The organism is Streptomyces sp. NBC_00846, from assembly GCF_045207325.1.
Classification (GTDB): Bacteria; Actinomycetota; Actinomycetes; order Streptomycetales; family Streptomycetaceae; genus Streptomyces.
In genome coordinates this window covers 6,396,085-6,417,773 of the sequence record NZ_CP108846.1, presented here as the reverse complement: position 1 = coordinate 6,417,773, position 21,689 = coordinate 6,396,085, and the positions used below count along the sequence as shown (strand labels likewise).

Genomic DNA, 21,689 nt, shown 5'->3' with positions numbered 1-21,689 from the left:
GACAAACTTGGTACGGATCCGCACTAGGAGGTTTTTCATGCGCCCGAGCCTCGCCAGTCAGCGCAGTGCCGAGATGCTCGACGCCCTGGCCGACTGCGTCGCCGAGTACGGGGTGCAGGGCGTCACCGTCGACAAGATCGCCGCGCGCGCAGGCTGGACCCGCGGGCTCGTGCGGCACTACCTGGGCAACAAGGACGAGCAACTGCGGGCTCTGATCAGCGTGCTGTCGACGCGGTACGCCACCGAACTCATCGACGCCATCGCCGCGGCTCCGGTCGGACAGCGGCGCCGCGTCGTCATCGACGTCCTGTTCGGGGCCCGCTGGCAGCAGCGCGACCGCGATGACATCGTGCTCGACCAGCTCATCGCCTACGAGGCTCTGAAGCCCGCCAATGAGTCGTCCCTGCTGGTGATGTACCGCAGCGTCGCCGACACCATCGCGTCGGCGACGCTGTCGGAACGGCCGGACCTCGATGCGCAGGCCGCCGCCGAGCTGGGCTTCACCGTTGTGTCTCTCGCCTACGGCTCGGCAACCATGCTGGGGATCGGCTGGCCGGAGCAGACGCGCACGGCAGCGGCAGTGGCGCAGGAGCTGCTGTTCGCAGGAGAGGGCGAGGCCGGGCGGGCGTAGCTGCCCCGGCGGTTCCTCCGGTCGGGTACACGTCTGCGGCGACGTGGGTGTCAGGGAGGCGGTGCACGTGGGTGTCAGGGAGGCGGTGCACGTGGGACTTTGGCGCAGGCAGGGGGCAGGACGTACAGCTGGTGCGGCAGCTCGGGTCGCCGGTGCGGGGGCACGTACGCGGACGTACGCGCCCCCGCACCGTTGCCGTGGACCCCGCTCGGGTCCACGGCGGTCGGCCGAGGGCCGTCCCCCTCGGCCGACCGGTATCGGGGGCGCCCCGGAGTGTCAGGCTCCGGCGGCGATCCGTGCGAGGCGGCGGGCTTCGTCGCGGGTGGCGCGGGCGATGGTGTCCTCGTCCGCGGTGATCAGGTGGTTGCCCTCGACGACCGGCTTGCCGTTGACGAGGGAGAGGGTGACGGGGGCCGCGGCGCCGAAGACGAGCGCGGTCACCGGGTCGGCGATGGAGGCATGGGCGAGGGTGTCCAGCTTCCAGAGCACCAGGTCGGCGAGCTTGCCGGGTTCCAGAGAGCCGATCTGGCCGGCGCGGCCGAGGACCTGGGCGCCACCGTACGTTCCCAGGCGCAGGGCCTGACGGGCGTTCAGGGCCCTTTCGCGGTGGGCGCCGAGACGGTTGATGAGGAGCGCGTTGCGCAGCTCGGTGTGGAGTTCGCCGGACTCGTTGGACGCGGTGCCGTCGACGCCGAGGCCGACGGGAACACCCGCGGCGAGCATGTCGGGCACCCGGGCGATGCCGGCGGCGAGGCGGGCGTTGGACGAGGGGCAGTGCGCGACGCCCGTTCCGGTGCGGGCGAAGGCGGCGATGTCCGAGTCGTTCATGTGGACGCAGTGCGCCATCCACACGTCGTCGCCGAGCCAGCCGGTCGACTCGAAGTAGTCGGTCGGGCCCATCCCGAACAGCTCGTGGCAGAACTGCTCCTCCTCCACCGTCTCCGAACCGTGGGTATGCATGCGCACTCCCTTGCGGCGGGCCAACTCGGCTCCCTGTCGCAGCAGTTCCGTGGAGATGGAGAACGGGGAGCAGGGTGCGGCGGCGACCTGGGTCATCGAGTCGAAGGAGTCGTCGTGGTGCGCGTCGATGGTCGCCTCGGTGCCGGCGAGCGCACCGTCGAGCGTCTCGACGGCGAAGTCCGGCGGCAGTCCGCCGTCCTTCACGCTGCGGTCCATGGAACCCCGGGCGAGGGTGAACCGTACGCCCATGTCACGGGCGGCCCCGATGATGGCGCCGGAAAGATCCCCGGAGCCCTGCGGGTAGACGTAGTGGTGGTCCATGGCGGTGGTGACACCGCCGCGGGCCATCATGGCGAGCGAGCCCTGCGCGGCGGCGCGGACCATCGGCTCGTCGATGCGCGCCCAGGTCGGGTACAGCGCGACCAGCCAGTCGAACAGGTTGTGGTCGGTGGCGAGGCCGCGAGTGATCCACTGGTAGAAGTGGTGATGCGTGTTGATCAGGCCCGGGGTGACCAGATGTCCGGTGCCGTCGATGCGGCGCACGACGTTCTCCAGGCCTTCGCGTGCCCGGCCGGCGCCGACGGACTCGATGCGGTTGCCCGCGACGACGACATGGCCCGAGGCGTACTCGGTGTCGTCGGCGTCGACGGTCGCGATCGAACAGTTCTCGATGACGATGCGTTCCGCGTGCTCAGGAGCTGCCGATGCTGCCAATGTGCTTCCTTCTCTTTCCAGTGGTGTGGGCACGGCAGGACCCCAGGACGATTTGAGTGCCGCGGCCGGGCGGCCGTGGGTGCCGAAATGGTGGAAGAACAGGTGGAGCAGGACCGCGACAGGCGCTCCGGCGCCGATGCCGGAGCCCACCCTCCGGCCCGGCCCGGTCCCCGCGCTGCTGTGTGCGGACGGGGACCGGCTCGGCGCCACGTCAGAGGTTGGTCATGTCGACCGGGATCTGCGGCTCCGTCCCGTCCCGCAGCACGGTAGCCTCGATCAGGCCGTACGGGCGGTCCGCCGCGAAGTAGACAGCGCCGTCTTCGGTATCGTTCTTGAGCCCGAACGGTTCGAGGTCCACCAGGAAGTGGTGGTTGTTCGGGAGCGAGAAGCGGATCTCGTCGATCTCGCTCCGGCTGTTGATGACCCGCGAACCCATCTGGTACAGGGTCTGCTGCAGCGAGAGGGAGTACGTTTCGGCGAAGGCCTGCAGAATGTGCTTCCTGGCCTGCGCGTACGACTTCTCCCAGTTGGGCATCCGGTCGGCGTCGCTGGTCCAGTTGTAGCGCCAGGCGGTGGAGACGTCGGTGCACAGGATGCGGTCGTACGCTTCCTTGAGTGTCGTGTATTTGTCCTTGGCGTAGCCCCAGAACTCCGAGCTGGTGGAGTTCATGACCGTGAGGTCCTTGAGGCCGGAGATGATCTGCCACTTCTCACCGTCGAAGGTGATCTGCGCAGTGCGCAACTCCTGGCCCTTGCGGGCGAAGGAGTGGTTGACCTCGTCCGATCCGATGAACCGGGAGTTGTTGTCCGAGGTCGCGATGCGTTCCCAGGAGTGCTCCTGGATCCGGATGCGCGCGACCTTGATCGGCTCCTGCGACGTGACGAAGTGGCGCGCGAGGTGGATGCCGAACTGCTCGGCGGACTCGATGCCGTACTCCTTGGCGAAGGCGAACACCGTGTTCTTGGTGGTGTCCGTGGGCAGGACGTTCGCGTTGGAGCCGGAGTAGTGCACGTCCTCCATGTCGCCGGAGAGGGCGACCGAGACGTTCAGGTCCTTGATGTGATGGGTGTCGCCGTCCCGCGTGATCCTGACGACGCGGTTCTCTGCTTTGCCGTACTGGTTCTGGCCGAGGACCACAGGGCGGGGATGGTGGGAATTGACTGTCATGTCTGCTAGCTCCCTCGGTAAACGGAGTAGCCGAACGGGTTGAGCAGCAGCGGTACGTGATAGTGCTCGCCCGGCTCGACGGCGAAAGTGATCGCCACCTCCGGGAAGAACGCACCGCTGTCCCTTACGCGGGGGGCGTCCTGCTGCGCCTCGGCTTGCTTCTGGCTGGTGAAGTACGACTCGGTGTCGAATACGAGCCGCACGTGGGTGGTGCCTTCCGGCAGGGCCGGCAGGTCCTTGCAGCGCCCGTCCGCGTCGGTCGCGGATCCGCCGAGCGTCACGAACTGCGCGTCGCCGCCGCTGCGGGCGGCCAGGGAGACGGTGACGGCTGCGGCGGGGCGGCCGGTACTGGTGTCCAGGATGTGGGTGGAAACCGATGCGGTGGTGTCGGTGCTCAAGACCGTCACGCTCCTTGTTCCGAAAAGTCCTGCACGAGGCGGGTGAGCCGGATTCGGTTGATCTTGCCCAGTTCGGTGCGCACGATCCCGCGCTCCTGCTCGGGCGAGTTCCCGATCCGGGACTTCACCGCGTCGCGCATCTGCTCACCGGTGGCTCCGGTGGCGCAGATCAGGAAGACGTGTCCGAACCGTTCCTGGTAGGCCAGGTTCAGTTCGAGCATCTCGGCCTTGAGTTCCCCGGAGGCGCCGGCCATGCCCCGCTGTTCGCGGAAGGAGGTCGGGTCTCCGGGCTTCGGGCGGCCGATCGGCGGGTGACCGGCCATCGCGTCGGCCAGATCCTCCGTGGTCAGCGCTGCCGTGGCGGCATCACTGGCGGAGAGAAGGGCTTTTGCGGTGGTGTACGGGCGTCGGGAGAGGATCGCTCTTCCCCAGGCCGCACTGGCGCACACCTCGTGCAACGCGGTGGTGGCCTCGCCGTCCGCCAGGGTGTTGAACCGGGCCAGGCCCGGCGTGGAGTTCGAAGTCACGGGAACCTCCGTGGCTGATTTCGCTGTGCGTCGCTCGGCGTCGCGTCGGTCGGGCTGCGGATAGCTAACGCCCTCCACAACACCACGTCAACACTTTGTTGAAATTACGCACATACAAAAGGCCGACGCCCGGCACTCCGGACGACGGCCTGGTGCGGCCTTCCACGGCCTTCGCTCACCTACGGGCTCAACTACTCACCTTTGGCGGCACTTTCCCTGTTGAGGTAGTTGTAGACGGTGAAGCGACTGACCCCCAGCGCGCCCGCCACCGTCTCCACGCCGTGCCGTACGGAAAAGGCGCCACGTGCCTCCAGGGCCCGTACGACCGACTGCTTGGTCCTGCGGTCCAGCTCCGCGAGCGGCATGCCGTGCCGGCGCTCCATGGCGGCCAGGATGTGGTCGAGCGAGTCCGAGAGCTGGGGCAGCCGGACCGCTATGACGTCTTCGCCCTCCCAGGCCAGCACGACGTCGTCGGGTTGCGCCTGCTCGGGTCCGAGCAGCTCGGCGCCCATGGCGTCGACGAGCGGCTTGACCGCGGTGACGAGGGGGTGATCCGCCGCTTCGGTCACTTCGGGCCCTCCCCGATCACGTTGACCTGGAGCGATACGCGCGTGGCACCGGATGCCAGGGCGCGGCGCAGCAAGGAGTCCACCGCGGTGAGCACCTCGTCCGTGCCGCCCTCCGCGGTGTTGCCGAAGGGGCCGACGTCCACGGCGTCCAGATCGGCGTTCTGGATGACCTCGCGGGCGACGACCGCGTGGGCGGGCGCCTCGTCGAGATCGAAGGGTTCGGTGGTGAACTCCACCCTCAAGCGCACTGTGCCTCCCTGGTGCGTTCGCCGCGTCCCTGTGCGCCCGCGGCCCGGGGCCCGACCCTAACGGACGGGCGCCGGGGCCGTAGGGCGGCGGCTCACCCTCAATGCCGGGACGGCCCCGGCGCCCGGTACGGGAGCACGCAGACGGCCACCGGGGCGGGGAAGGCGTCGCCGGTACGGGTGAGTCCGCCTTTCTTCGCATCGACCCGGAAGACCGTCACCGTGCTCGACTTCTGGTTGGCGGCGAAGAGCAGCTTCCCGTCCGGCGAGAAGGCGATCTGGCGGGGGAAGTCGCCGCCGACCGGCACGGTGTCGAGCAGCCGCAGCGCGGCCCCGTCGTCCTCGACGGCGTAGCGCGTCAGGTTGTTGTGCCCCCGGTTGGCCAGGTAGGCGAAGCGCCCGTCGCCGGTGACCAGGAACTGCGCGGGGTAGTTGGTGCCGGCACCGGTCCCGGTGGACTGCGGGGCGCCCGGGGAGAGGGTGCCGGTGGCCGGGTCGTAGCCGCAGACGACGGCGGTGTTGTCGACCTCGCAGGCCAGGTAGGCGAAGCGGCCACCCGGGTGAAATGTGATGTGTCGCGGTCCGGCTCCGGGTCGCAGGGCCGCGTAGGAGACCTGTGCGAGGGTGCCGCGTACCTCGTCGAGCCGGTACGTGTACACGGCGTCGTTGCCGAGGTCCACGGCGAGGACGTGTCCGCCGTCCGGGGTGGTGATGACCTGGTGGGCGTGCGGCCCGTCCTGGCCGGGGCCGGGCGGCGGCGCGGTGTGCGTGACCAGGTCCGTGCGCTCCCCCAGCGAGCCGTCGTCCCGGATGGGATGCACCGCGACGCTGCCGGAGGTGTAGTTCGCGGTGAGCAGCCACCTTCCCGTGGGATGGACGGAGAGGTGGGTGGGTCCCGCCCCGCCCGTGCCGCGGGTTCCGAGCACCCGGGGGGCGCCGTCCGGTGGGAGCGCGACGGCCGTCACCCCGCCCCGCTCCTGCTCGTCGACCGCGTAGACGGTGGCGCCCGAGGGATGCATGGCCAGGTACGAGGGGTTGTCGACGCCGGTGATCACGGGGCCGGCGGAGATCGCCCCGGTGGGGGTGTACGAGGCCATGCCGATGCCCTTGCCGCCGCCCTCGGCCGAGGTGTACGTGCCGATCAGCAGTTGCCCGGTGGTGCGCGGGCGCGAACCCACCGCGGGCGCGGGGTCCGGCGCGGCCTCCGGGGACCGGAGCGAGCCGGGCGGCGCGGGGGCCACGGACAGGGCGGCACCGGCGAACAGGGCTCCGAGGACGGTGCGCCGGCTGGTGGCGTGGGTCATGCGAGGCACCTCGTGTGGGGTCGAGTGCGGGGGCGTACGGGCGGCGAGTGCCGGCGGGCGGCCGTGGGCGTCGCGTACGGGCTTCGGATGCGGGGCCGGGCGGCAGCTTCGGGACGGCTGCGCCGGGTGCACCAGCCACCCTGTCCCGGCCCGGGCCCCTTCGGCAACCGGCGCATTCCCGGCTTCCCCCCGCGCAACCGGCACGAAGGCGCCCGGCACGAATTCCCGGCACCCCCTTGACAGCCCTCCCAGCCCCGGGCAATCTTCCGTTACGTAGAAATCAACTTCCGCATTACGGAAGGAGCGCCGAACCCTCATGGGCTACCCGGACCAGCGCTTCGATGTGAACCTTTCGATCCTCTTCACGGAACTCCCGCTCCTGGAGCGTCCCGCGGCGGCCGCCGCGGCCGGCTTCACGGCGGTCGAGCTGTGGTGGCCCTGGATCGGGACCCCCACTCCGCCGCGGGCCGAGCTCGACGCCCTCAAGAAGGCGCTCGACGAAGCGGGCACGCAGTTGGTGGGGCTGAACTTCTACGCCGGACAGCTGCCCGGCCCCGACCGCGGCGCTCTCTCGGTGCCCGGCGCGGAGTCGGACCGCTTCCGCGCCAATATCGAGGTGGCGGCCGACTTCGCCGCCTCGGTCGGCTGCAAGGCGCTCAACGCGCTCTACGGCAACCGCGTCGACGGCGTGGACCCGGCGGCGCAGGACGAACTGGCCCTTCAGAACCTGGTCGTCGCCGCACGTGCTGCCGACCGGATCGGGGCGGTCCTGCTGATCGAGACCCTCAACCAGCCGGAATCGCCGCGCTACCCCCTGGTGAGCGCACCGGCCGGCATCGAGATCGTCGACAAGGTCAACGCGGCGACAGGGCTCGGGAACGCGAAGTTCCTGCTGGACCTGTACCACCTGTCGATGAACGGCGAGGACCTCGGCCAGGTCATCACGGCGTACGCCGAGAAGACCGGCCACGTCCAGATCGCCGACAGCCCGGGGCGCGGCGCACCCGGCACCGGCTCGCTCCCCCTGGAGCAGCTCCTCGACGAGCTGACGAAGGCCGGTTACGACGGCTGGGTCGGCCTGGAGTACAAACCGGGCGACCGCCCGAGCGCCGAGGCCTTCGAGTGGCTCCCGGCCACCGCGCGGGCCGCCCGCTGAGGACGGGCAACTCCCCCTCGTACACACGCTTATCGGAAGGCACCCTCATGAGCAACAACCTCCCCAAGGTTGCGTGGATCGGTCTCGGCATCATGGGCTCCCCCATGTCCGAGAACCTGATCGAGGCCGGGTACGACGTCACCGGTCACACCCTGGAACAGGACAAGATCGACCGGCTGGTCGCGGCCGGCGGCACGGGCGCGGGCTCGATCGCCGAGGCGGTCCGGGACGCCGATGTCGTCATCATGATGGTGCCCGCCTCCCCGCAGGTCGAGGCCATCGCGTACGGCCCCGACGGCATCCTGGAGAACGCGAAGCGCGGCGCGCTGCTGATCGACATGTCGTCGATCACCCCGCAGACCTCCGTGGACCTCGCGAAGAACGCCGTGGAGAAGGGCATCCGGGTATTGGACGCCCCGGTGTCCGGTGGTGAGGCCGGTGCGGTCGAGGCGGTGCTGTCCATCATGGTCGGCGGCGAGCAGGCCGACTTCGACGCCGCGAAGCCGATCCTCCAGGCACTCGGCAGGACCATCGTGCTGTGCGGTCCACACGGCTCCGGTCAGACGGTGAAGGCCGCGAACCAGCTGATCGTCGCGGTCAACATCCAGGCGTGCGCCGAGGCGGTCGTCTTCCTGGAGAAGTCCGGCGTCGACCTCGCCGCCGCACTGGACGTCCTGGGCGGCGGACTGGCCGGCTCGACGGTCCTGACCCGTAAGAAGGACAACTTCCTGAAGCGGGACTTCGCGCCGGGCTTCCGGATCGACCTGCACCACAAGGACATGGGCATCGTCGCGGACGCCGCCCGCAATGTCGGTGCCGCGCTGCCCGTCGGCGCCGTGGTCGCCCAGCTCGTCGCCTCGCTGCGCGCCCAGGGCGACGGCGGCCTGGACCACTCGGCACTGCTGCGCTCGGTCGAGCGGCTGTCGGGTCAGCCGGTCCATGCCTGACCCGCGGGGCCCCCGCCGGGCCCGGCAACCAGAGGCTTCCGGATGGCGTCGGCGCTGACACCTGTCCTGTCGCGCCCAGGCGTCGGCGCCATCCGGGACACCAGACTCCTAATTTCAACAAACTGTTGACGGCGAGTTCGGGGCGTACTTACGCTCCTGGAGCCCCGAGCCGTCACAGTTCAGCAGCTCCCGTACGGAAGGTCGCCCCGACACCATGACGCAGCGTGTACTTACGACCGAGTCAGGCGCCCCGGTCGCCGACAACCAGAATTCCGCCACCGCCGGCGTCGGTGGCCCGATCCTCCTCCAGGACCAGCACCTGCTGGAGAAGCTGGCCCGCTTCAACCGGGAGCGCATACCGGAGCGCGTGGTCCACGCCCGCGGCTCCGGCGCGTACGGCTACTTCGAAGTGACCGATGACATCACGGCGTTCACCCGCGCGGACTTCCTCTCCGAGGTCGGCAATCGCACCGGGACGTTCATCCGCTTCTCGACCGTCGCAGACTCACTGGGCGGCGCGGACGCCGTACGCGACCCGCGCGGCTTCGCCCTCAAGTTCTATACGGACGAGGGCAATTACGACCTGGTCGGCAACAACACCCCGGTGTTCTTCATCAAGGACCCGATCAAGTTCCCCGACTTCATCCACTCGCAGAAGCGCGACCCGTTCACAGGCCGTCAGGAGCCCGACAACGTATGGGACTTCTGGGCCCACGCGCCCGAGGCGACCCATCAGGTCACCTGGCTGATGGGCGACCGCGGCATCCCCGCCTCGTACCGTCACATGAACGGCTACGGCTCGCACACGTACCAGTGGACGAACGCCGAGGGCGAGGCCTTCTTCGTCAAGTACCACTTCAAGACGAACCAGGGCGTGCGCTCCCTCTCCAGCGAGCAGGCCGCCGAACTCGCGGGCAAGGACGGCAGCTCGCACCAGACGGACCTGCTCCAGGCCATCGAGCGCGGTGTGAACCCGTCCTGGACGCTGTACGTACAGGTCATGCCGGCCGCCGAGGCCGCGGACTACCGCTTCAACCCGTTCGACCTGACCAAGGTGTGGCCGCACGCGGACTACCCGCTGCGGCGGGTGGGCCGGCTGGTCCTGGACCGCAACCCGGACAACGTCTTCGCCGAGGTCGAGCAGGCCGCGTTCTCCCCGAACAACTTCGTGCCCGGCATCGGCCCGTCCCCGGACAAGATGCTCCAGGGCCGGCTCTTCGCCTACGCGGACGCGCACCGCTACCGGCTGGGTGTCAATCACACCCAGCTCCCGGTGAACGCGCCGCGCACCGCGGTCGTCGACAACTACGGCCGTGACGGGCTGCACGCCACGCGCAACGGCGCGCGCCACGACAAGAACTACGAGCCCAACTCGTACGCGGGCCCCGCCCAGACCGACGCGGCGCTCTCCGCCCCGCTCGCGATCCACGGCTGGACCGGCACCCACGCGGCGCCCGCCCACACCAGGGACGACGACTTCTTCCAGGCGGGCGAGCTGTACCGGCTGATGTCCGAGGACGAGAAGGGCCGCCTGGTCGCCAACATCGCCGGGGGCCTCTCCCAGGTGACCCGCGACGACGTGATCGAGAAGAACCTCGCCCACTTCCACGCCGCCGACGCCGACTACGGCAAGCGCGTGGAGGAGGCCGTCCGCACCCTGCGCGAGGACTGAGCCTCACAGCGTGGGAGGCCGTCCGCCCGTGCGCGGACCGAGCCTCCCACCCAGGAGGGTGCGCGGGCAGGACGAGGTCGCGGCGGTTGTGCGATGCCAGTGCGGTGGTGGGGGCAGGTGGGTCTGCTCGTCTCCTGACCTGAAGGGGACGAGGACTTCCGGCCCGATCGCCGCCGCCGCGCCCCCTGTTCCCTTTCTTTCCCCGTGCCAGGGCGCGGAGTACGGATACGGTCCCGTACTCCGCACCCTTCCTCGCATGCCGGGCCGCTCCCAGCGGTGCCGGCCGCCCCGTCGCAAGGGTTCCGCCCTCGGCCACCGGACGCGCCGGCCCCCCGACCGTGGCCCCCCCCCCCGGGACTCGGGGAACGGGGGCCACGGCCGGACCGGCAGGCCGTCAGGATGCCGTCAGCGGGCGGATCGCGGTCGGGGCGTGGGACGGGTCGGTCGCGATGTCCTCGAACTCGTTGACGGACGCGATGTCCGTACCGCTCATCGCGATGTTCGTCACGCGCTCCACAATGGCCTCGACGACCACCGGGACCCGGAACTCCGCGGCCAGCTTCTTCGCCTCCTCGAAGGCCGGCAGCAGCTGGTCCGGCTCGATGACGCGGATCGCCTTGCAGCCCAGGCCCTCGACGACCTTGACATGGTCGACGCCGTAGACGCCGAGCTCCGGCGAGTTGAGGTTCTCGAACTCCAGGTTGACCTGGAAGTCGATGTCGAAGTTGCGCTGCGCCTGGCGGATCAGCCCCAGGTAGGAGTTGTTCACCAGGACGTGGACGTACGGGATACGGTGCTGCGCGCCGACCGCCAGCTCCTCCAGCATGAACTGGAAGTCGTAGTCGCCGGAGAGGGCGACGACGGAGCCGTCCGGGTCGGCGGTGGCGACGCCCAGCGCGGCCGGGATGGTCCAGCCGAGCGGGCCCGCCTGGCCGCAGTTGATCCAGTGGCGCGGCCGGTGGACGTGCAGCATCTGCGCACCGGCGATCTGGGAGAGGCCGATCGTGGTGACGTACCGGGTCTCGGGGCCGAAGGCCCGGTTCATCTCCTCGTACACCCGCTGCGGCTTCAGCGGCACGTTGTCGAAGTGCGTACGGCGCTGCAGCGTGGCCCGGCGCTCCTGGGTGGACGCGGCCCACTCCGAGCGGTCCTTGAGCTTCCCGGCGGCCTTCAGCTCGCGCGCCACCTCGACGAACAGCTCCAGCGCCGCCTTGGCGTCGGAGGCGATGCCGAGGTCGGGGGCGAAGATCTTGCCGAGCTGGGTGGGCTCGATGTCCACGTGGACGAAGGTGCGGCCCCGGGTGTAGACGTCCAGCTTGCCGGTGTGGCGGTTGGCCCAGCGGTTGCCGATGCCGAGGACGAAGTCGGACTCCAGGAAGTTCGCGTTGCCGTAGCGGTGCGAGGTCTGCAGGCCGACCATGCCCGCGTTCAGCTCGTGGTCGTCGGCGATGATGCCCCAGCCCATCAGGGTGGGGACGACCGGAACGCCGGTCAACTCGGCGAATGCGACGAGCAGTTCGGACGCGTCGGCGTTGATGACGCCGCCGCCCGCGACGAGCAGCGGGCGCTCGGAGGCGTTCAGCAGCTCCAGGGCGCGCTCGATCTGCTTGCGGGTCGCGGCGGGCTTGTGCACCGGCAGCGGCTCGTACAGATCGGGGTCGAACTCGATCTCGGTGAGCTGGACGTCGATGGGCAGGTCGATGAGGACCGGGCCGGGGCGGCCGGTCCTCATCAGGTGGAAGGCCTGCTGGAAGACGCCCGGGACCTGGGCGGCTTCGAGGACGGTCGTGGCGGCTTTGGTGACGGGTGCCGCGATCAAGGCGATGTCGACCGCCTGGAAGTCCTCCTTGTGGAGCACGGCGGTCGGCGCCTGGCCGGTGATGCAGAGGATCGGGATCGAGTCGGCGGTCGCGGAGTAGAGGCCGGTGATCATGTCGGTGCCGGCCGGACCCGACGTGCCGATGCAGACACCGATGTTGCCCGGGCGCGCCCGGGTGTACCCCTCCGCCATGTGGGAGGCGCCCTCGACATGGCGGGCGAGCGTGTGATGAACCCCGCCGGAGGCCTTGAGGGCCGCGTAGAAGGGGTTGATCGCCGCGCCCGGCACACCGAACGCGTTGCTGACGCCTTCGCGCTTGAGGATCTCAACTGCCGCTCGGGCAGCGGTCATTCGTGGCATTGAGTGCTCCTGCTCGGGCCTGGTGGATTCGGGCTCCGTCGCGCCACCTGAGAGCACCGATTCCGCATTGATTCCACATAGATTCAAATTCCGCATTGTGGAACAATGATTCTGCTATGCGAAAGTTAATCTAAAGCGCGGCCGGGCGGCCGTCAAGAGAGTCCGCACGCGGCGGACCGATGCGCGCGCCCGGTCCGCGAAGTACGCCAAGTCGCCCCCCGGGACCTCGCTTCTGGTGGACCATGAGGGATACGGAGCGGAGCCGGCCCGCATCGGACGGCTCCGGCGCGTCGGGGCGCGCCGAGGCGGCGCCCGTCACCGGGGCGCGCGCCCGGGGCCGGAGGGAGAGCATGGTGGAGTCGGTGCCGGTACGCTGTCCGGCCTGCCGCCGCGACCACGCGTACAGCACGCCGGTCTATCCGTGTCCGTGCGGTGCGCCGACCACCCCTCCCGTGCTGCGCGGCGCCCCGGTCGTACCGATCACGCACCGCACCTGGAACGACGACTGGGTGACGGTGCGCTGCCGTGGCTGCGGGCGTCTCGACCAGTGGCCGCAGCCGGAGCTGTGCTGCCCGTGCGGGACGGTGCTGCGCATACCGGTCCGTCCGGTGACAACGCACGGCGCCACCGGCGCCACCGGCGCCACCGGCGCCACCGGCACCACCACCGAAGGCACCCGGCCCGCCCGGCCGTCCCACATCCCGCTGCCGCGCACCGCGCCGCCGCCCCGGCCGGCGTTCCGGCCGCGGCCGATCCGTACCGCGCGCGACGCGGTCACCGTCGCCGCCCTGTACTTGACGTGGCTCGGCTACCACGACGTCGTACAGCCCACGGAGCGCTCCCCCGCGCGGATCGACCTGCGGGCCACCGGACTGATCGCCCGGGTCGACGCCACCACCCGCCCGACCGCGCTGCGCGACGTCGAGTGCCTCTGGCTGCACGCACTGACCACGTCCGCCAGGAGCGTGCTCTTCTCACTCGCGGGCTACGCCGAGGACGCCGAGGAGCGCGCGGACGGGCTCGGCATCCCGCTCTTCACGACGGACCTCACGGGAACGCCGCAGCCGGTCAACGCCCCTGCGGACGAACTGATCGGCACCGGCGCCTGAGACCGGCCGTCCTGCGCGGGCGCCATACTGGCCGCATGCGTATCCGCACCGCCCGCCGCTCCGATCTTCCGCTGCTGCAGGACATCGAGCGCGCCGCCGGCGAACCGTTCCGCACGCTCGGCATGATCGCCGTCGCGGACGACGATCCGCCACCCCTCGACCTGCTGGACGGCTACCGCCGGGCCGGCCGCGCCTGGGTCGCCGTCGACGGCGACGACCGCCCGGCCGGCTATCTGATCGCCGACCCGGTCGACGGCGCCGCCCACATCGAGCAGGTCTCCGTCCATCCGTCCGTCGCGCGGCGCGGGCTGGGCAGCACCCTCATCGACCATCTCGCCGGGTGGGCGGCCGACGCCCGGCTGGACGCGCTCACGCTGACGACCTTCTCCCACGTCCCGTGGAACGCCCCGTACTACACCCGCCTCGGCTTCCGTGCGCTCGTGGAATCCGAACTCACCGACGGGCTGCGGAAGATCAGGGCGGAAGAGGCGGAACACGGCCTGGACCGCTGGCCGAGAGTCTGCATGCGCCGCGATGTCCCGCGCGCCGGGCACGACCCGCACCGCAGTGGAACCGGCCGGCAACAGTGAGTGCAATCGGTCACGTTCGAGCCAGGGGCCACAAATGTTCGGACCGTTGTCAGTGGCGGGCCTTAAGGTAGGGCCATGCTTTTAACTCCACGGCAGATCCCGCCCACCGACCCGCCGCGCACGACCCGACCGACGCACCCGTCCGCCGCCGAGGCGAACGAGGCGATACGGGCATTGGTCGACGCGCGAGCCGGCCAGGACTGGTCGTCCGTGGAATCCGCCGCCTACGAGGTGCTGCTGATCGAATGGGCGGCCGCGACCCGGGGCATGGCCGGGGACATCATCGAGGCCGCCTGACCACGCCCGGGGCAATCCGCTCCTACCGGCTGTAGCGCTCCCGCAGTTCGATCTTGCGGACCTTCCCGCTGACCGTCATCGGGAAGGCTTCCAGGATCTGCAGCCGCCGCGGCATCTTGTAGTGCGCCAACTGGTCGCGGCAGTAGCCCGAAACCTCGTCCAGGGTCGGCGGGTCCGCCGGGTCCCTCGGGATGACGCAGGCCAGGATCTCCTCGCCGTACATCTCGTCCGGTACGCCCACCACCTGCACGTCAGCGATCTTCGGGTGGCCGTGGAGGAACTCCTCGACCTCCCGCGGATAGACGTTCTCGCCGCCGCGGATGATCACGTCCTTGATCCGGCCGACGATCTGTACGTAGCCGTCCTCGCGCATCACCGCGAGGTCCCCGGTGTGCATCCAGCGGCCCGCGTCTATCGCCTCCGCGGTGCGCTCGGGCTGGTCCCAGTAACCGAGCATCACGCTGTAGCCCCGGGTGCAGAGTTCGCCCGCCGCGCCGCGCTCCAGGGTCACGCCGGTCACCGGGTCGACGACCTTGACCTCGATGTGCGGCATGACACGGCCGACCGTGCCGGTGCGGCGCTCCAGGTCGTCGTCGCGGCGGGTCTGGGTGGAGACCGGCGAGGTCTCCGTCATGCCGTAGCAGATGGACACCTCGTCCATGTGCATCTCGGCGACGACCCGCTTCATCACCTCGACCGGGCAGGGCGATCCGGCCATGATGCCGGTACGCAGCGAGGAGAGGTCGTACGAGGCGAAGTCGGGGAGGTTCAGCTCGGCGATGAACATGGTGGGAACGCCGTAGAGCGAGGTGCAGCGCTCCTGTTGCACGGCGGCCAGCACCGCGGCGGGCTCGAAGGAGGGCGTCGGGATCACGATGCAGGCGCCGTGCGAGGTGGCGCCGAGGTTGCCCATGACCATGCCGAAGCAGTGGTAGAAGGGGACGGGCAGACAGATCCGGTCCTGTTCGGTGTAGGCGACCAGCTCCCCTACGAAATAGCCGTTGTTGAGGATGTTGTGGTGGGAGAGGGTGGCACCCTTGGGGAAGCCGGTGGTACCGGAGGTGTACTGGATGTTGATCGGGTCGTCGCAGGACAACTCGGTCGCGCGGTCGGTGAGTTGCTTCTCCGTCACGGATGGCGCGGCGGCCAGCAGCTCGTCCCAGGACGGGTCGCCGATGTAGTGCACGGCGCGCAGTGCGGGACAGTCGCCGCGGACCTGGTCGACCAGGCCGCGGTAGTCGCTGGTGCGGTGCGCGAGCGAGGCGACCAGGAGCGAGATCCCGGCCTGCTTCAGTACGAACTCCAGCTCGTGCGCCCGGTAGGCCGGGTTGATGTTGACCATGATGGCGCCGATGCGGGCGGTGGCGTACTGCACGAGGACCCACTCGGGGCAGTTGACCGCCCAGATGCCGACCCGGTCGCCCTTGGCCACCCCCGATGCCATCAGCGCACGGCCCAGCTCGTCGACCGACGCGCCGAATTCGGCGTACGTCCAGCGTCGTCCCGACGCGACGTCGACGAGCGCCTCGCGTTCGCCGAAGGCCGCGACCGCGCGGCCGAGATTGCCTCCGATGGTGTCGCCGAGCAGCGCCGTGGTGCCGGTGCCGTGCGCGTAGGACAGCTCCTGGGCCCGAGCGTCCTCACCCGCCCCGACGACAACACCGGCACCGACGGCCCCGACTCCGGCCGCTTGCGTGTGGGAGAGCTCGCTCATCGCAGGTCCCCCTCGTCGTACTCGGTGCCGGTGCCCCGCGCCGTGCGCTCGCGCAGCTCGATGCGGCGGATCTTGCCGGAGATCGTCTTGGGCAGCTCGGCGAACTCCAGTCGGCGGACCCGCTTGTACGGGGCGAGGACCGCCCGGGAGTGCTCGAACAGGACCTTCGCCGTGTCCGGTCCGGGCTCCCAGCCCTCCGCGAGCACGACGTACGCCTTCGGCACGGCGAGCCGTACCGGGTCGGGGGCCGGGACGACGGCGGCCTCGGCGACCGCCTCGTGCTCCAGCAGCGCGCTCTCCAGCTCGAACGGCGAGATCTTGTAGTCGGATGCCTTGAAGACGTCGTCGGCGCGGCCGACGTAGGTGATGTAGCCGTCCTCGTCGCGGGAACCGATGTCACCGGTGCGGTAGTAGCCGCCGGCCATGGCCTCGGCGGTCCGGTCCGGATCGCCGTGGTAGCCGGTCATCAGGCCCACCGGGCGGTACGACAGATCGAGGGAGATCTCTCCCTCGACCGCGCCGGGCTCACCGGTGACCGGGTCGAGGAGCTCGACCTTGAAACCGGGGCAGGGCCGTCCCATCGAACCGGCCTTCAGCAGCTGCCCCGGAGTGTTGGCGACCTGGACGGCGGTCTCCGTCTGGCCGAAGCCGTCCCGGATGGTGACGCCCCAGGTGCGCCGCACCGTCTCGATGACCTCCGGGTTCAGCGGCTCACCGGCCGCGACCACCTCGCGCGGCGGAGTCTTCAGCTGCGAGAGGTCGGCCTGGATCAGCATCCGCCAGACGGTGGGCGGCGCGCAGAAGCTGGTGACGCCCGAGCGGTCCATCTCGGCCATCAGCCGGCCCGCGTCGAAGCGGGTGTAGTTGAAGATGAAGACGGTCGCCTCGGCGCTCCAGGGTGCGAAGAGGTTCGACCAGGCGTGCTTGGCCCAGCCGGGCGAGGAGATGTTGAGGTGGACGTCCCCCGGCTTGAGGCCGATCCAGTACATCGTCGACAAGTGGCCCACGGGGTAGGAGACATGGGTGTGCTCGACGAGCTTGGGGCTGGCGGTCGTCCCCGAGGTGAAGTAGAGCATCAGCGGTTCGTCGGCGTCGGTCTCCCGGTCCGCCTCGAAGGTGTCGGACTGCTCGTCGGCGCCGGTGTACGACAGCCAGCCGGGCACGTCCGCGCCGACCGAGATCCGGGTGTAGTCGCCGGGCACCTCGTCGAACTTGGCGGTGTCGGAATCCCGCACCAGGGCGTGCCGGACCCGGCCGCGCTCCACCCGGTCGCGCAGATCGACCGGGCCGAGGAGCGGGGTGGCGGGGATGAGGACGGCGCGCAGCTTCATCGCGGCGAGGGCCGTCTCCCACAGCTCGACCTGGTTGCCGAGCATGACGAGGATGCGGTCCCCGGCCCGTACGCCCTGCGAGCGCAGCCAGTTCGCGGCCTGGTTGGAGCGGGCGGACATCCGGGCGAAGGACACTTCGGTGCGGCCGCCGTCCTCCTCCACGATGTGCAGGGCGGTGCGGTCGTTGTTCTCCGCGATGGCGTCGAACCAGTCGAGCGCCCAGTTGAAATGTTCGGTCCGGGGCCAGTGGAAGCCCTCGTAGGCCGCGTGGTAGTCCTCGCGGTGCTGCAGCAGAAAGTCCCGGGCGGCCCGGAACGTCTCCGTCGCGCTGGTTGCCGACATGTGCCCTCCTCATTGCGGACCGGACCGGTCGTTTAACATCATGTAAACAGTGACCCAGGTCTCACCACCCCCGAACGGGGGTGGTGCGGCGCACGGGGGCCTGGAGCCTGGCGGGGTCGGGCAGGACCGGGCAGAGAGGCGGCAGCGTGCCGGAATCCGTCGACGCGGTGGAAATGCAGGCGGCGCTGCTGCGGCTGCGCCGGACCAGTGGGCTGCCCGTGGCCTTCGGGGGGCTGCTCTCGGATTCCCGTCACGCCCGGATAGCCGAGCTGAACGGCGCGCAGACCACCGCGCTGCGCGGGCTCGTCATCTCGGCGGGCAGCGGGCTCGGCGGCAAGTCGATCGCCCTGTCCCGGCCGTGCGCGGTGACCGACTACCGCTCCTCGCGCCACATCAGCCACGAGTACGACCTGGCGGTCGCGGCGGAGGGCCTGCGCTCGGTGGTCGCGGTGCCCGTCGTCGTACGGCGCAAGGTCCGTGGTGTGCTGTACGGGGCGCTGCGTGAGCCCGTCACGCTCGGGGACCGGACGTTCGACGCGGCGATGGCCGCGGCCCGCGATGTGGAGCAGGCCCTGGTCGTGCGGGACGAGGTGCAGCAGCTCCTGGCCGTGACCCGGGAACAGGTCACGGACCCGAGAGCGGCGCCGGAGGCCTGGGAGGACGTCCGCGAGGCCCATCGCGAACTGCGTGCCCTGGTCCCGAAGGTCGTCGACCCGGCGCTGCGCGACGATCTGCTCGCGGTGTGCGGGCTGCTCGCCTCGGCGGCCGGGACCCGCGCGCCGGAGCCCCTCGGGGTGCACCTGGCGCCGCGCGAGGTGGACGTGCTGGCCTGTGTGGCGGCGGGGACGACGAACGCGGTGGCGGCAGAGCGGCTGGGGCTGCGGCCGGAGACGGTGAAGGGGTACCTGCGTTCGGCGATGCGCAAGCTGGGGGCACACACCCGGCTGGAGGCGGTGGTGGCGGCGCGGCGTGCCGGGTTGCTGCCGTGATCCCGGCGCCGCCGGACGCGTGACGACCTCACCCGCGAAGAGGGCGGGTGAGGTCGTCACGCGAAGTCGCTCGTCACTCGAAGTCGATGAACGTGGCGAACCGGATGTCGTACGCCTTCGTGTCGTCGGCCGCTGTCGTCATGGTGGAGAGCATCCGTACGGCCTCATCCGTGACGGCGTCGCGATCCACGGGGCTCAGCCTGCCGAGCGGCTGCACGGTGAGGACCGCCTTCTCGGCTCCGGTGCCGAGCCGCCAGATCGCCGCGAGGAATCCGTCGACGAGCACCGTTCCGTATGCCTGGTTGCCGTTCCCGTTGCGCCCCCGGTGCTGCGACGGGATGACGCGCGTACGGTCCGCGTGGCCGAGCAGCACATTGTCGAACTCGGGCAGGAATCGCGGCGGGGCGGGGGTGTCCTCATCGGGGCGCGGGGCGTCGGGCAGGTCGAAGAGCTCGGTGCCGTTCTCGTCCTGGAAGGTGATGAGCCGCGGCCGCAGCCGTTCGAACACCTCCCGCAGCCGGGTCAGCCCGGCCCATGCCTGCATGTCCTGCACGGAGGCGGGCCCGAAGGCCCCGAGGTAGCGCAGCACGGTGGCATCGGGTGCGGGAACCGGCTCCGACGGGCTGCCGAGCCAGTGTTCGGCGGTGGTCAGCGCGACCTGGCCGCTCCTGCCCCATACCCCGCGCGGGGTGACCTGGACCAGCGGCAGCAGACAGCGGGCGGCCACGCCCAGCGACTGCGGGTCGGCGTCGGGCCATTCCACGAGCAGCGCCTCACGGATCTCCTTGGGGGTACGCGGCCGCTCCTCGACGAGTTCCCTCGCGAGCGCCCCGAGCCGGTCCGGCTCCACCCCGACGAGCCCCTTGCGGAAGATCCGCAGCTCCCGGTCGCGGGCCGCCTGGACGAGCGGGCGCAGGGTGAGCGCGTCGGCGGCGGTGTGCAGGTGGATGGTGGAGCGCATGGTGACGATACGGACCACCTCACGGGACTCCATCAGTTCCGCGAGCTCGGCGGGGGCGAAGCCGTCGAGGCGGGCGAAGAGCTGGTAGTACGGCGGCTTGGTGTTCTGCGCCTGGAGACCGACCAGATGCTCGACGGCGTCCTTCGCGGACATCGCGGTCCGCCGCAGCAGCAACTGCCGCTCCAGCGTGGCGCGGCCCAGTGCGCGCGCAGAGAGTACGACCGGTGCGACGGGGTTCTTCCTCGGAGTGGGGTTCGTCTTTACGGCGGTGCTCTTCTTCGGGGCCATGCACGGCACGTTACGCGTGCTTGCGGACAGGTTCCGTCCTCATCGGCTGCCTCGCTCCACTCCATACGCCTGCTCCGTACGCCTCGCCATGCCGCCACGCCGCCGCACCCGGGATCGTGGGCCCTGCGCCCGCATCATGGGTCGGTGATCAGCGTTCTGTTCGCCATCCTGACCGCGCTCAGCAACGGCGCGGCCTCCGTGCTCCAGCGCCGCGCCGCGCGCACCGCCCCCGACACCGAGGCGATGCATCTGTCGCTGATCAGTCATCTGCTGCGCCAGCGCTTGTGGCTCGCCGGTATCGGCCTGGTGATCGTCGCAGCCGTCTGCCAGGCCGTGGCGCTGGCCACCGGGCCGATCGCCGTGGTCCAGCCGATCTTTGTGATCGAACTGCCGGGCGCGCTGCTCATGGCCGGATTCGTGATGCGGGTCCGGCTGCCCCGGTCGACCTGGTACGCGGTGGCGGCCGTGACCGTGGGCCTGGCCCTGGGCATGGCCTCCGCGGCCCCGGGCGGCGGCAGCGCGTCCGTGCACGGAGCGGCCTGGGTGCCGACGCTGATCCTGACCGGTGTCTTCGAGGCCACACTGATCGGCGCGGCCCTGAGCAACCGCGGCAACCCCCGGGGCGCGCTGCTCGGCCTCGCCGCCGCATGTGGATACGCGCTCACGGCCGCGCTCATGAAGGACGCCATGGCGCAGCTCGAAGCGGACGGCGGCGGAGCCGTGGCGCTCCTGACGTCCTGGCAGCTGTACGCCACCGCCGCGGCCGGAGTGGGCGCGCTGTTCCTCCTCCAGAACGCGCTCCAGGCGGGCACGCTGGTCGCCGTCCAGCCACCGCTCACCCTCGGTGACGCGCTGATCAGCGTCCTGTACGGGGTGACATTGTTCGGCGAGCATCTGCGCACCGGCTGGTGGGTGCTGCCCGAGCTGATCGCGCTCGCCCTGATCACCGTGGGCTGCGTCGAGCTGGCCCGCTCCCCCCTGGCGTCCGGCACCGCGCCGCCGGCCCGCAGGGTCAGGTGACCTGGTCCGGCGATTCCCCGGACCGGGTCGCGCCGCCCGGACGTACAGGGCTATTCTCCGGTCGAGCCATGTGTGGCGACGGGCAAGGGGCCCGGTCAATTCTTGGGGGTCGGTGTGGTTTCTGGTCGCGTGGTGCGGTTCGACGGCGCACGGGGATACGGTTTCATCGCGCCCGATCACGGCGGTGAGGATGTTTTCCTCCACGTGAACGACATGTTGATCCCGGAGTCCTACGTACACACGGGTACGGCGGTCGAGTTCGAGATCGAGGACGGTGACCGGGGGCTGAAGGCGTCGTCCGTCCGGCTCGCCGAGGGGCCCGACGGGAAGCCGCTGACGCCTCCGAGGCCCGTCGCGGTCCATGGTTCCGGATCGGCGGACGACGACACCCTGTGCGATGTGCTCAGCGCGTCCGAGTACACCAAGGAGGTGACCGACCTCCTGCTGGAGTCGGCGCCGACGCTGACGGGGGCTCAGATCCTGCAGATCCGGAGCGGGTTGCTGCAGTTCGCCAAGAACCACGGCTGGACCGAGGGCTGACGGCCCCGCGCCCGGCCGTCCCGTTCCCGACGATGCGG

General features: G+C 70.4%; 21 protein-coding genes. 10 read left to right on the top strand and 11 right to left on the bottom strand.

Annotation, left to right across the window (positions count from 1 at the left end; genetic code table 11):
• Positions 1-37: 37 nt before the first annotated feature.
• Complete coding sequence (locus OG936_RS29535; RefSeq protein ID WP_406498820.1) at positions 38-631, top strand: TetR/AcrR family transcriptional regulator; 594 nt, start codon at positions 38-40, stop codon at positions 629-631.
• A gap of 276 nt (positions 632-907) precedes the next feature.
• On the opposite strand, the gene OG936_RS29530 is transcribed toward OG936_RS29535, so the two are convergent.
• The 7 genes from OG936_RS29530 to OG936_RS29500 all read right to left on the bottom strand — a co-directional run bounded on the left by OG936_RS29530 (position 908) and on the right by OG936_RS29500 (position 6,516).
• Entirely contained in the window at positions 908-2,305 is a 1,398-nt protein-coding gene (locus OG936_RS29530) for an 8-oxoguanine deaminase (RefSeq protein WP_406498818.1), read from the bottom strand.
• Positions 2,306-2,516: 211 nt separating this feature from the next.
• Positions 2,517-3,473, bottom strand: coding sequence for a factor-independent urate hydroxylase (pucL, locus tag OG936_RS29525; protein WP_406498816.1), 957 nt, complete (start codon positions 3,471-3,473; stop codon positions 2,517-2,519).
• A 5-nt stretch (positions 3,474-3,478) separates the two neighbouring features.
• Complete coding sequence (uraH, locus tag OG936_RS29520; protein ID WP_406498814.1) at positions 3,479-3,871, bottom strand: hydroxyisourate hydrolase; 393 nt, start codon at positions 3,869-3,871, stop codon at positions 3,479-3,481.
• A 5-nt stretch (positions 3,872-3,876) separates the two neighbouring features.
• Positions 3,877-4,398 carry a 2-oxo-4-hydroxy-4-carboxy-5-ureidoimidazoline decarboxylase gene (uraD, locus tag OG936_RS29515; protein WP_406498812.1) on the bottom strand — a complete coding sequence of 174 codons (522 nt, stop codon included), beginning with the start codon at positions 4,396-4,398 and terminating at the stop codon, positions 3,877-3,879.
• Positions 4,399-4,589: 191 nt separating this feature from the next.
• Complete coding sequence (locus OG936_RS29510; RefSeq protein ID WP_383754685.1) at positions 4,590-4,910, bottom strand: helix-turn-helix domain-containing protein; 321 nt, start codon at positions 4,908-4,910, stop codon at positions 4,590-4,592.
• Positions 4,911-4,963: 53 nt separating this feature from the next.
• Positions 4,964-5,215 (bottom strand): hypothetical protein, encoded by a 252-nt coding sequence (locus OG936_RS29505; RefSeq protein WP_406498811.1) that lies wholly within the window; start codon positions 5,213-5,215, stop codon positions 4,964-4,966.
• Between the two features lie 98 nt (positions 5,216-5,313).
• On the bottom strand, positions 5,314-6,516 hold the full coding sequence (locus tag OG936_RS29500; protein ID WP_406498809.1) for a lactonase family protein: 1,203 nt from the start codon (positions 6,514-6,516) through the stop codon (positions 5,314-5,316).
• 316 nt (positions 6,517-6,832) lie between these two features.
• On the opposite strand from OG936_RS29500, the gene OG936_RS29495 reads away from it, so the two are divergent.
• From OG936_RS29495 to OG936_RS29485, 3 genes are all read left to right on the top strand, one after another.
• Positions 6,833-7,672, top strand: a complete 840-nt coding sequence (locus OG936_RS29495) for a TIM barrel protein (RefSeq protein WP_406498807.1) — start codon at positions 6,833-6,835, stop codon at positions 7,670-7,672.
• Between the two features lie 47 nt (positions 7,673-7,719).
• Positions 7,720-8,619 carry a 2-hydroxy-3-oxopropionate reductase gene (locus tag OG936_RS29490; RefSeq protein ID WP_406498805.1) on the top strand — a complete coding sequence of 300 codons (900 nt, stop codon included), beginning with the start codon at positions 7,720-7,722 and terminating at the stop codon, positions 8,617-8,619.
• 214 nt (positions 8,620-8,833) lie between these two features.
• Positions 8,834-10,291 (top strand): catalase, encoded by a 1,458-nt coding sequence (locus tag OG936_RS29485; RefSeq protein WP_406498804.1) that lies wholly within the window; start codon positions 8,834-8,836, stop codon positions 10,289-10,291.
• Between the two features lie 394 nt (positions 10,292-10,685).
• Here OG936_RS29485 and gcl read toward each other — a convergent pair whose 3' ends face one another.
• Positions 10,686-12,470: a glyoxylate carboligase gene (gene gcl / locus OG936_RS29480; RefSeq protein WP_406498802.1), complete on the bottom strand. Its 1,785-nt coding sequence runs from the start codon at positions 12,468-12,470 to the stop codon at positions 10,686-10,688.
• Between the two features lie 353 nt (positions 12,471-12,823).
• Here gcl and OG936_RS29475 point away from each other — a divergent pair, with 353 nt between their 5' ends.
• The 3 genes from OG936_RS29475 to OG936_RS29465 all read left to right on the top strand — a co-directional run bounded on the left by OG936_RS29475 (position 12,824) and on the right by OG936_RS29465 (position 14,466).
• Positions 12,824-13,579, top strand: a complete 756-nt coding sequence (locus OG936_RS29475; protein ID WP_406500657.1) for a hypothetical protein — start codon at positions 12,824-12,826, stop codon at positions 13,577-13,579.
• Positions 13,580-13,614: 35 nt separating this feature from the next.
• Entirely contained in the window at positions 13,615-14,169 is a 555-nt protein-coding gene (locus OG936_RS29470) for a GNAT family N-acetyltransferase (protein ID WP_406498800.1), read from the top strand.
• Between the two features lie 75 nt (positions 14,170-14,244).
• Positions 14,245-14,466 (top strand): hypothetical protein, encoded by a 222-nt coding sequence (locus OG936_RS29465; protein ID WP_266749610.1) that lies wholly within the window; start codon positions 14,245-14,247, stop codon positions 14,464-14,466.
• Between the two features lie 22 nt (positions 14,467-14,488).
• Here OG936_RS29465 and OG936_RS29460 read toward each other — a convergent pair whose 3' ends face one another.
• Positions 14,489-16,180 (bottom strand): AMP-binding protein, encoded by a 1,692-nt coding sequence (locus OG936_RS29460; RefSeq protein WP_406498798.1) that lies wholly within the window; start codon positions 16,178-16,180, stop codon positions 14,489-14,491.
• Positions 16,177-17,853 carry an AMP-binding protein gene (locus OG936_RS29455; RefSeq protein WP_406498796.1) on the bottom strand — a complete coding sequence of 559 codons (1,677 nt, stop codon included), beginning with the start codon at positions 17,851-17,853 and terminating at the stop codon, positions 16,177-16,179. The genes OG936_RS29460 and OG936_RS29455 overlap by 4 nt, the downstream gene beginning before the upstream one ends.
• A gap of 146 nt (positions 17,854-17,999) precedes the next feature.
• On the opposite strand from OG936_RS29455, the gene OG936_RS29450 reads away from it, so the two are divergent.
• Complete coding sequence (locus OG936_RS29450; RefSeq protein WP_383754509.1) at positions 18,000-18,842, top strand: response regulator transcription factor; 843 nt, start codon at positions 18,000-18,002, stop codon at positions 18,840-18,842.
• Between the two features lie 73 nt (positions 18,843-18,915).
• Here the strand turns inward: OG936_RS29450 and OG936_RS29445 are convergent, their stop codons facing one another.
• On the bottom strand, positions 18,916-20,091 hold the full coding sequence (locus OG936_RS29445) for a winged helix DNA-binding domain-containing protein (protein WP_406498794.1): 1,176 nt from the start codon (positions 20,089-20,091) through the stop codon (positions 18,916-18,918).
• Between the two features lie 144 nt (positions 20,092-20,235).
• On the opposite strand from OG936_RS29445, the gene OG936_RS29440 reads away from it, so the two are divergent.
• Complete coding sequence (locus OG936_RS29440; RefSeq protein WP_406498792.1) at positions 20,236-21,111, top strand: DMT family transporter; 876 nt, start codon at positions 20,236-20,238, stop codon at positions 21,109-21,111.
• Positions 21,112-21,225: 114 nt separating this feature from the next.
• Positions 21,226-21,651: a cold-shock protein gene (locus OG936_RS29435; RefSeq protein WP_266749600.1), complete on the top strand. Its 426-nt coding sequence runs from the start codon at positions 21,226-21,228 to the stop codon at positions 21,649-21,651.
• Positions 21,652-21,689: the final 38 nt, after the last annotated feature.

Bases quoted from the DNA above. Each gene is read 5' to 3' on its own strand.
- OG936_RS29535 (WP_406498820.1), top strand. From the start codon at position 38: ATGCGCCCGAGCCTCGCCAGTCAGCGCAGTGCCGAGATGCTCGACGCC.
- pucL (WP_406498816.1), bottom strand. From the start codon at position 3,473: ATGACAGTCAATTCCCACCATCCCCGCCCTGTGGTCCTCGGCCAGAAC.
- OG936_RS29510 (WP_383754685.1), bottom strand. From the start codon at position 4,910: ATGGGCGCCGAGCTGCTCGGACCCGAGCAGGCGCAACCCGACGACGTC.
- OG936_RS29500 (WP_406498809.1), bottom strand. From the start codon at position 6,516: ATGACCCACGCCACCAGCCGGCGCACCGTCCTCGGAGCCCTGTTCGCC.
- OG936_RS29495 (WP_406498807.1), top strand. From the start codon at position 6,833: ATGGGCTACCCGGACCAGCGCTTCGATGTGAACCTTTCGATCCTCTTC.
- OG936_RS29490 (WP_406498805.1), top strand. From the start codon at position 7,720: ATGAGCAACAACCTCCCCAAGGTTGCGTGGATCGGTCTCGGCATCATG.
- OG936_RS29485 (WP_406498804.1), top strand. From the start codon at position 8,834: ATGACGCAGCGTGTACTTACGACCGAGTCAGGCGCCCCGGTCGCCGAC.
- gcl (WP_406498802.1), bottom strand. From the start codon at position 12,470: ATGCCACGAATGACCGCTGCCCGAGCGGCAGTTGAGATCCTCAAGCGC.
- OG936_RS29470 (WP_406498800.1), top strand. From the start codon at position 13,615: ATGCGTATCCGCACCGCCCGCCGCTCCGATCTTCCGCTGCTGCAGGAC.
- OG936_RS29465 (WP_266749610.1), top strand. From the start codon at position 14,245: ATGCTTTTAACTCCACGGCAGATCCCGCCCACCGACCCGCCGCGCACG.
- OG936_RS29460 (WP_406498798.1), bottom strand. From the start codon at position 16,180: ATGAGCGAGCTCTCCCACACGCAAGCGGCCGGAGTCGGGGCCGTCGGT.
- OG936_RS29455 (WP_406498796.1), bottom strand. From the start codon at position 17,853: ATGTCGGCAACCAGCGCGACGGAGACGTTCCGGGCCGCCCGGGACTTT.
- OG936_RS29445 (WP_406498794.1), bottom strand. From the start codon at position 20,091: ATGGCCCCGAAGAAGAGCACCGCCGTAAAGACGAACCCCACTCCGAGG.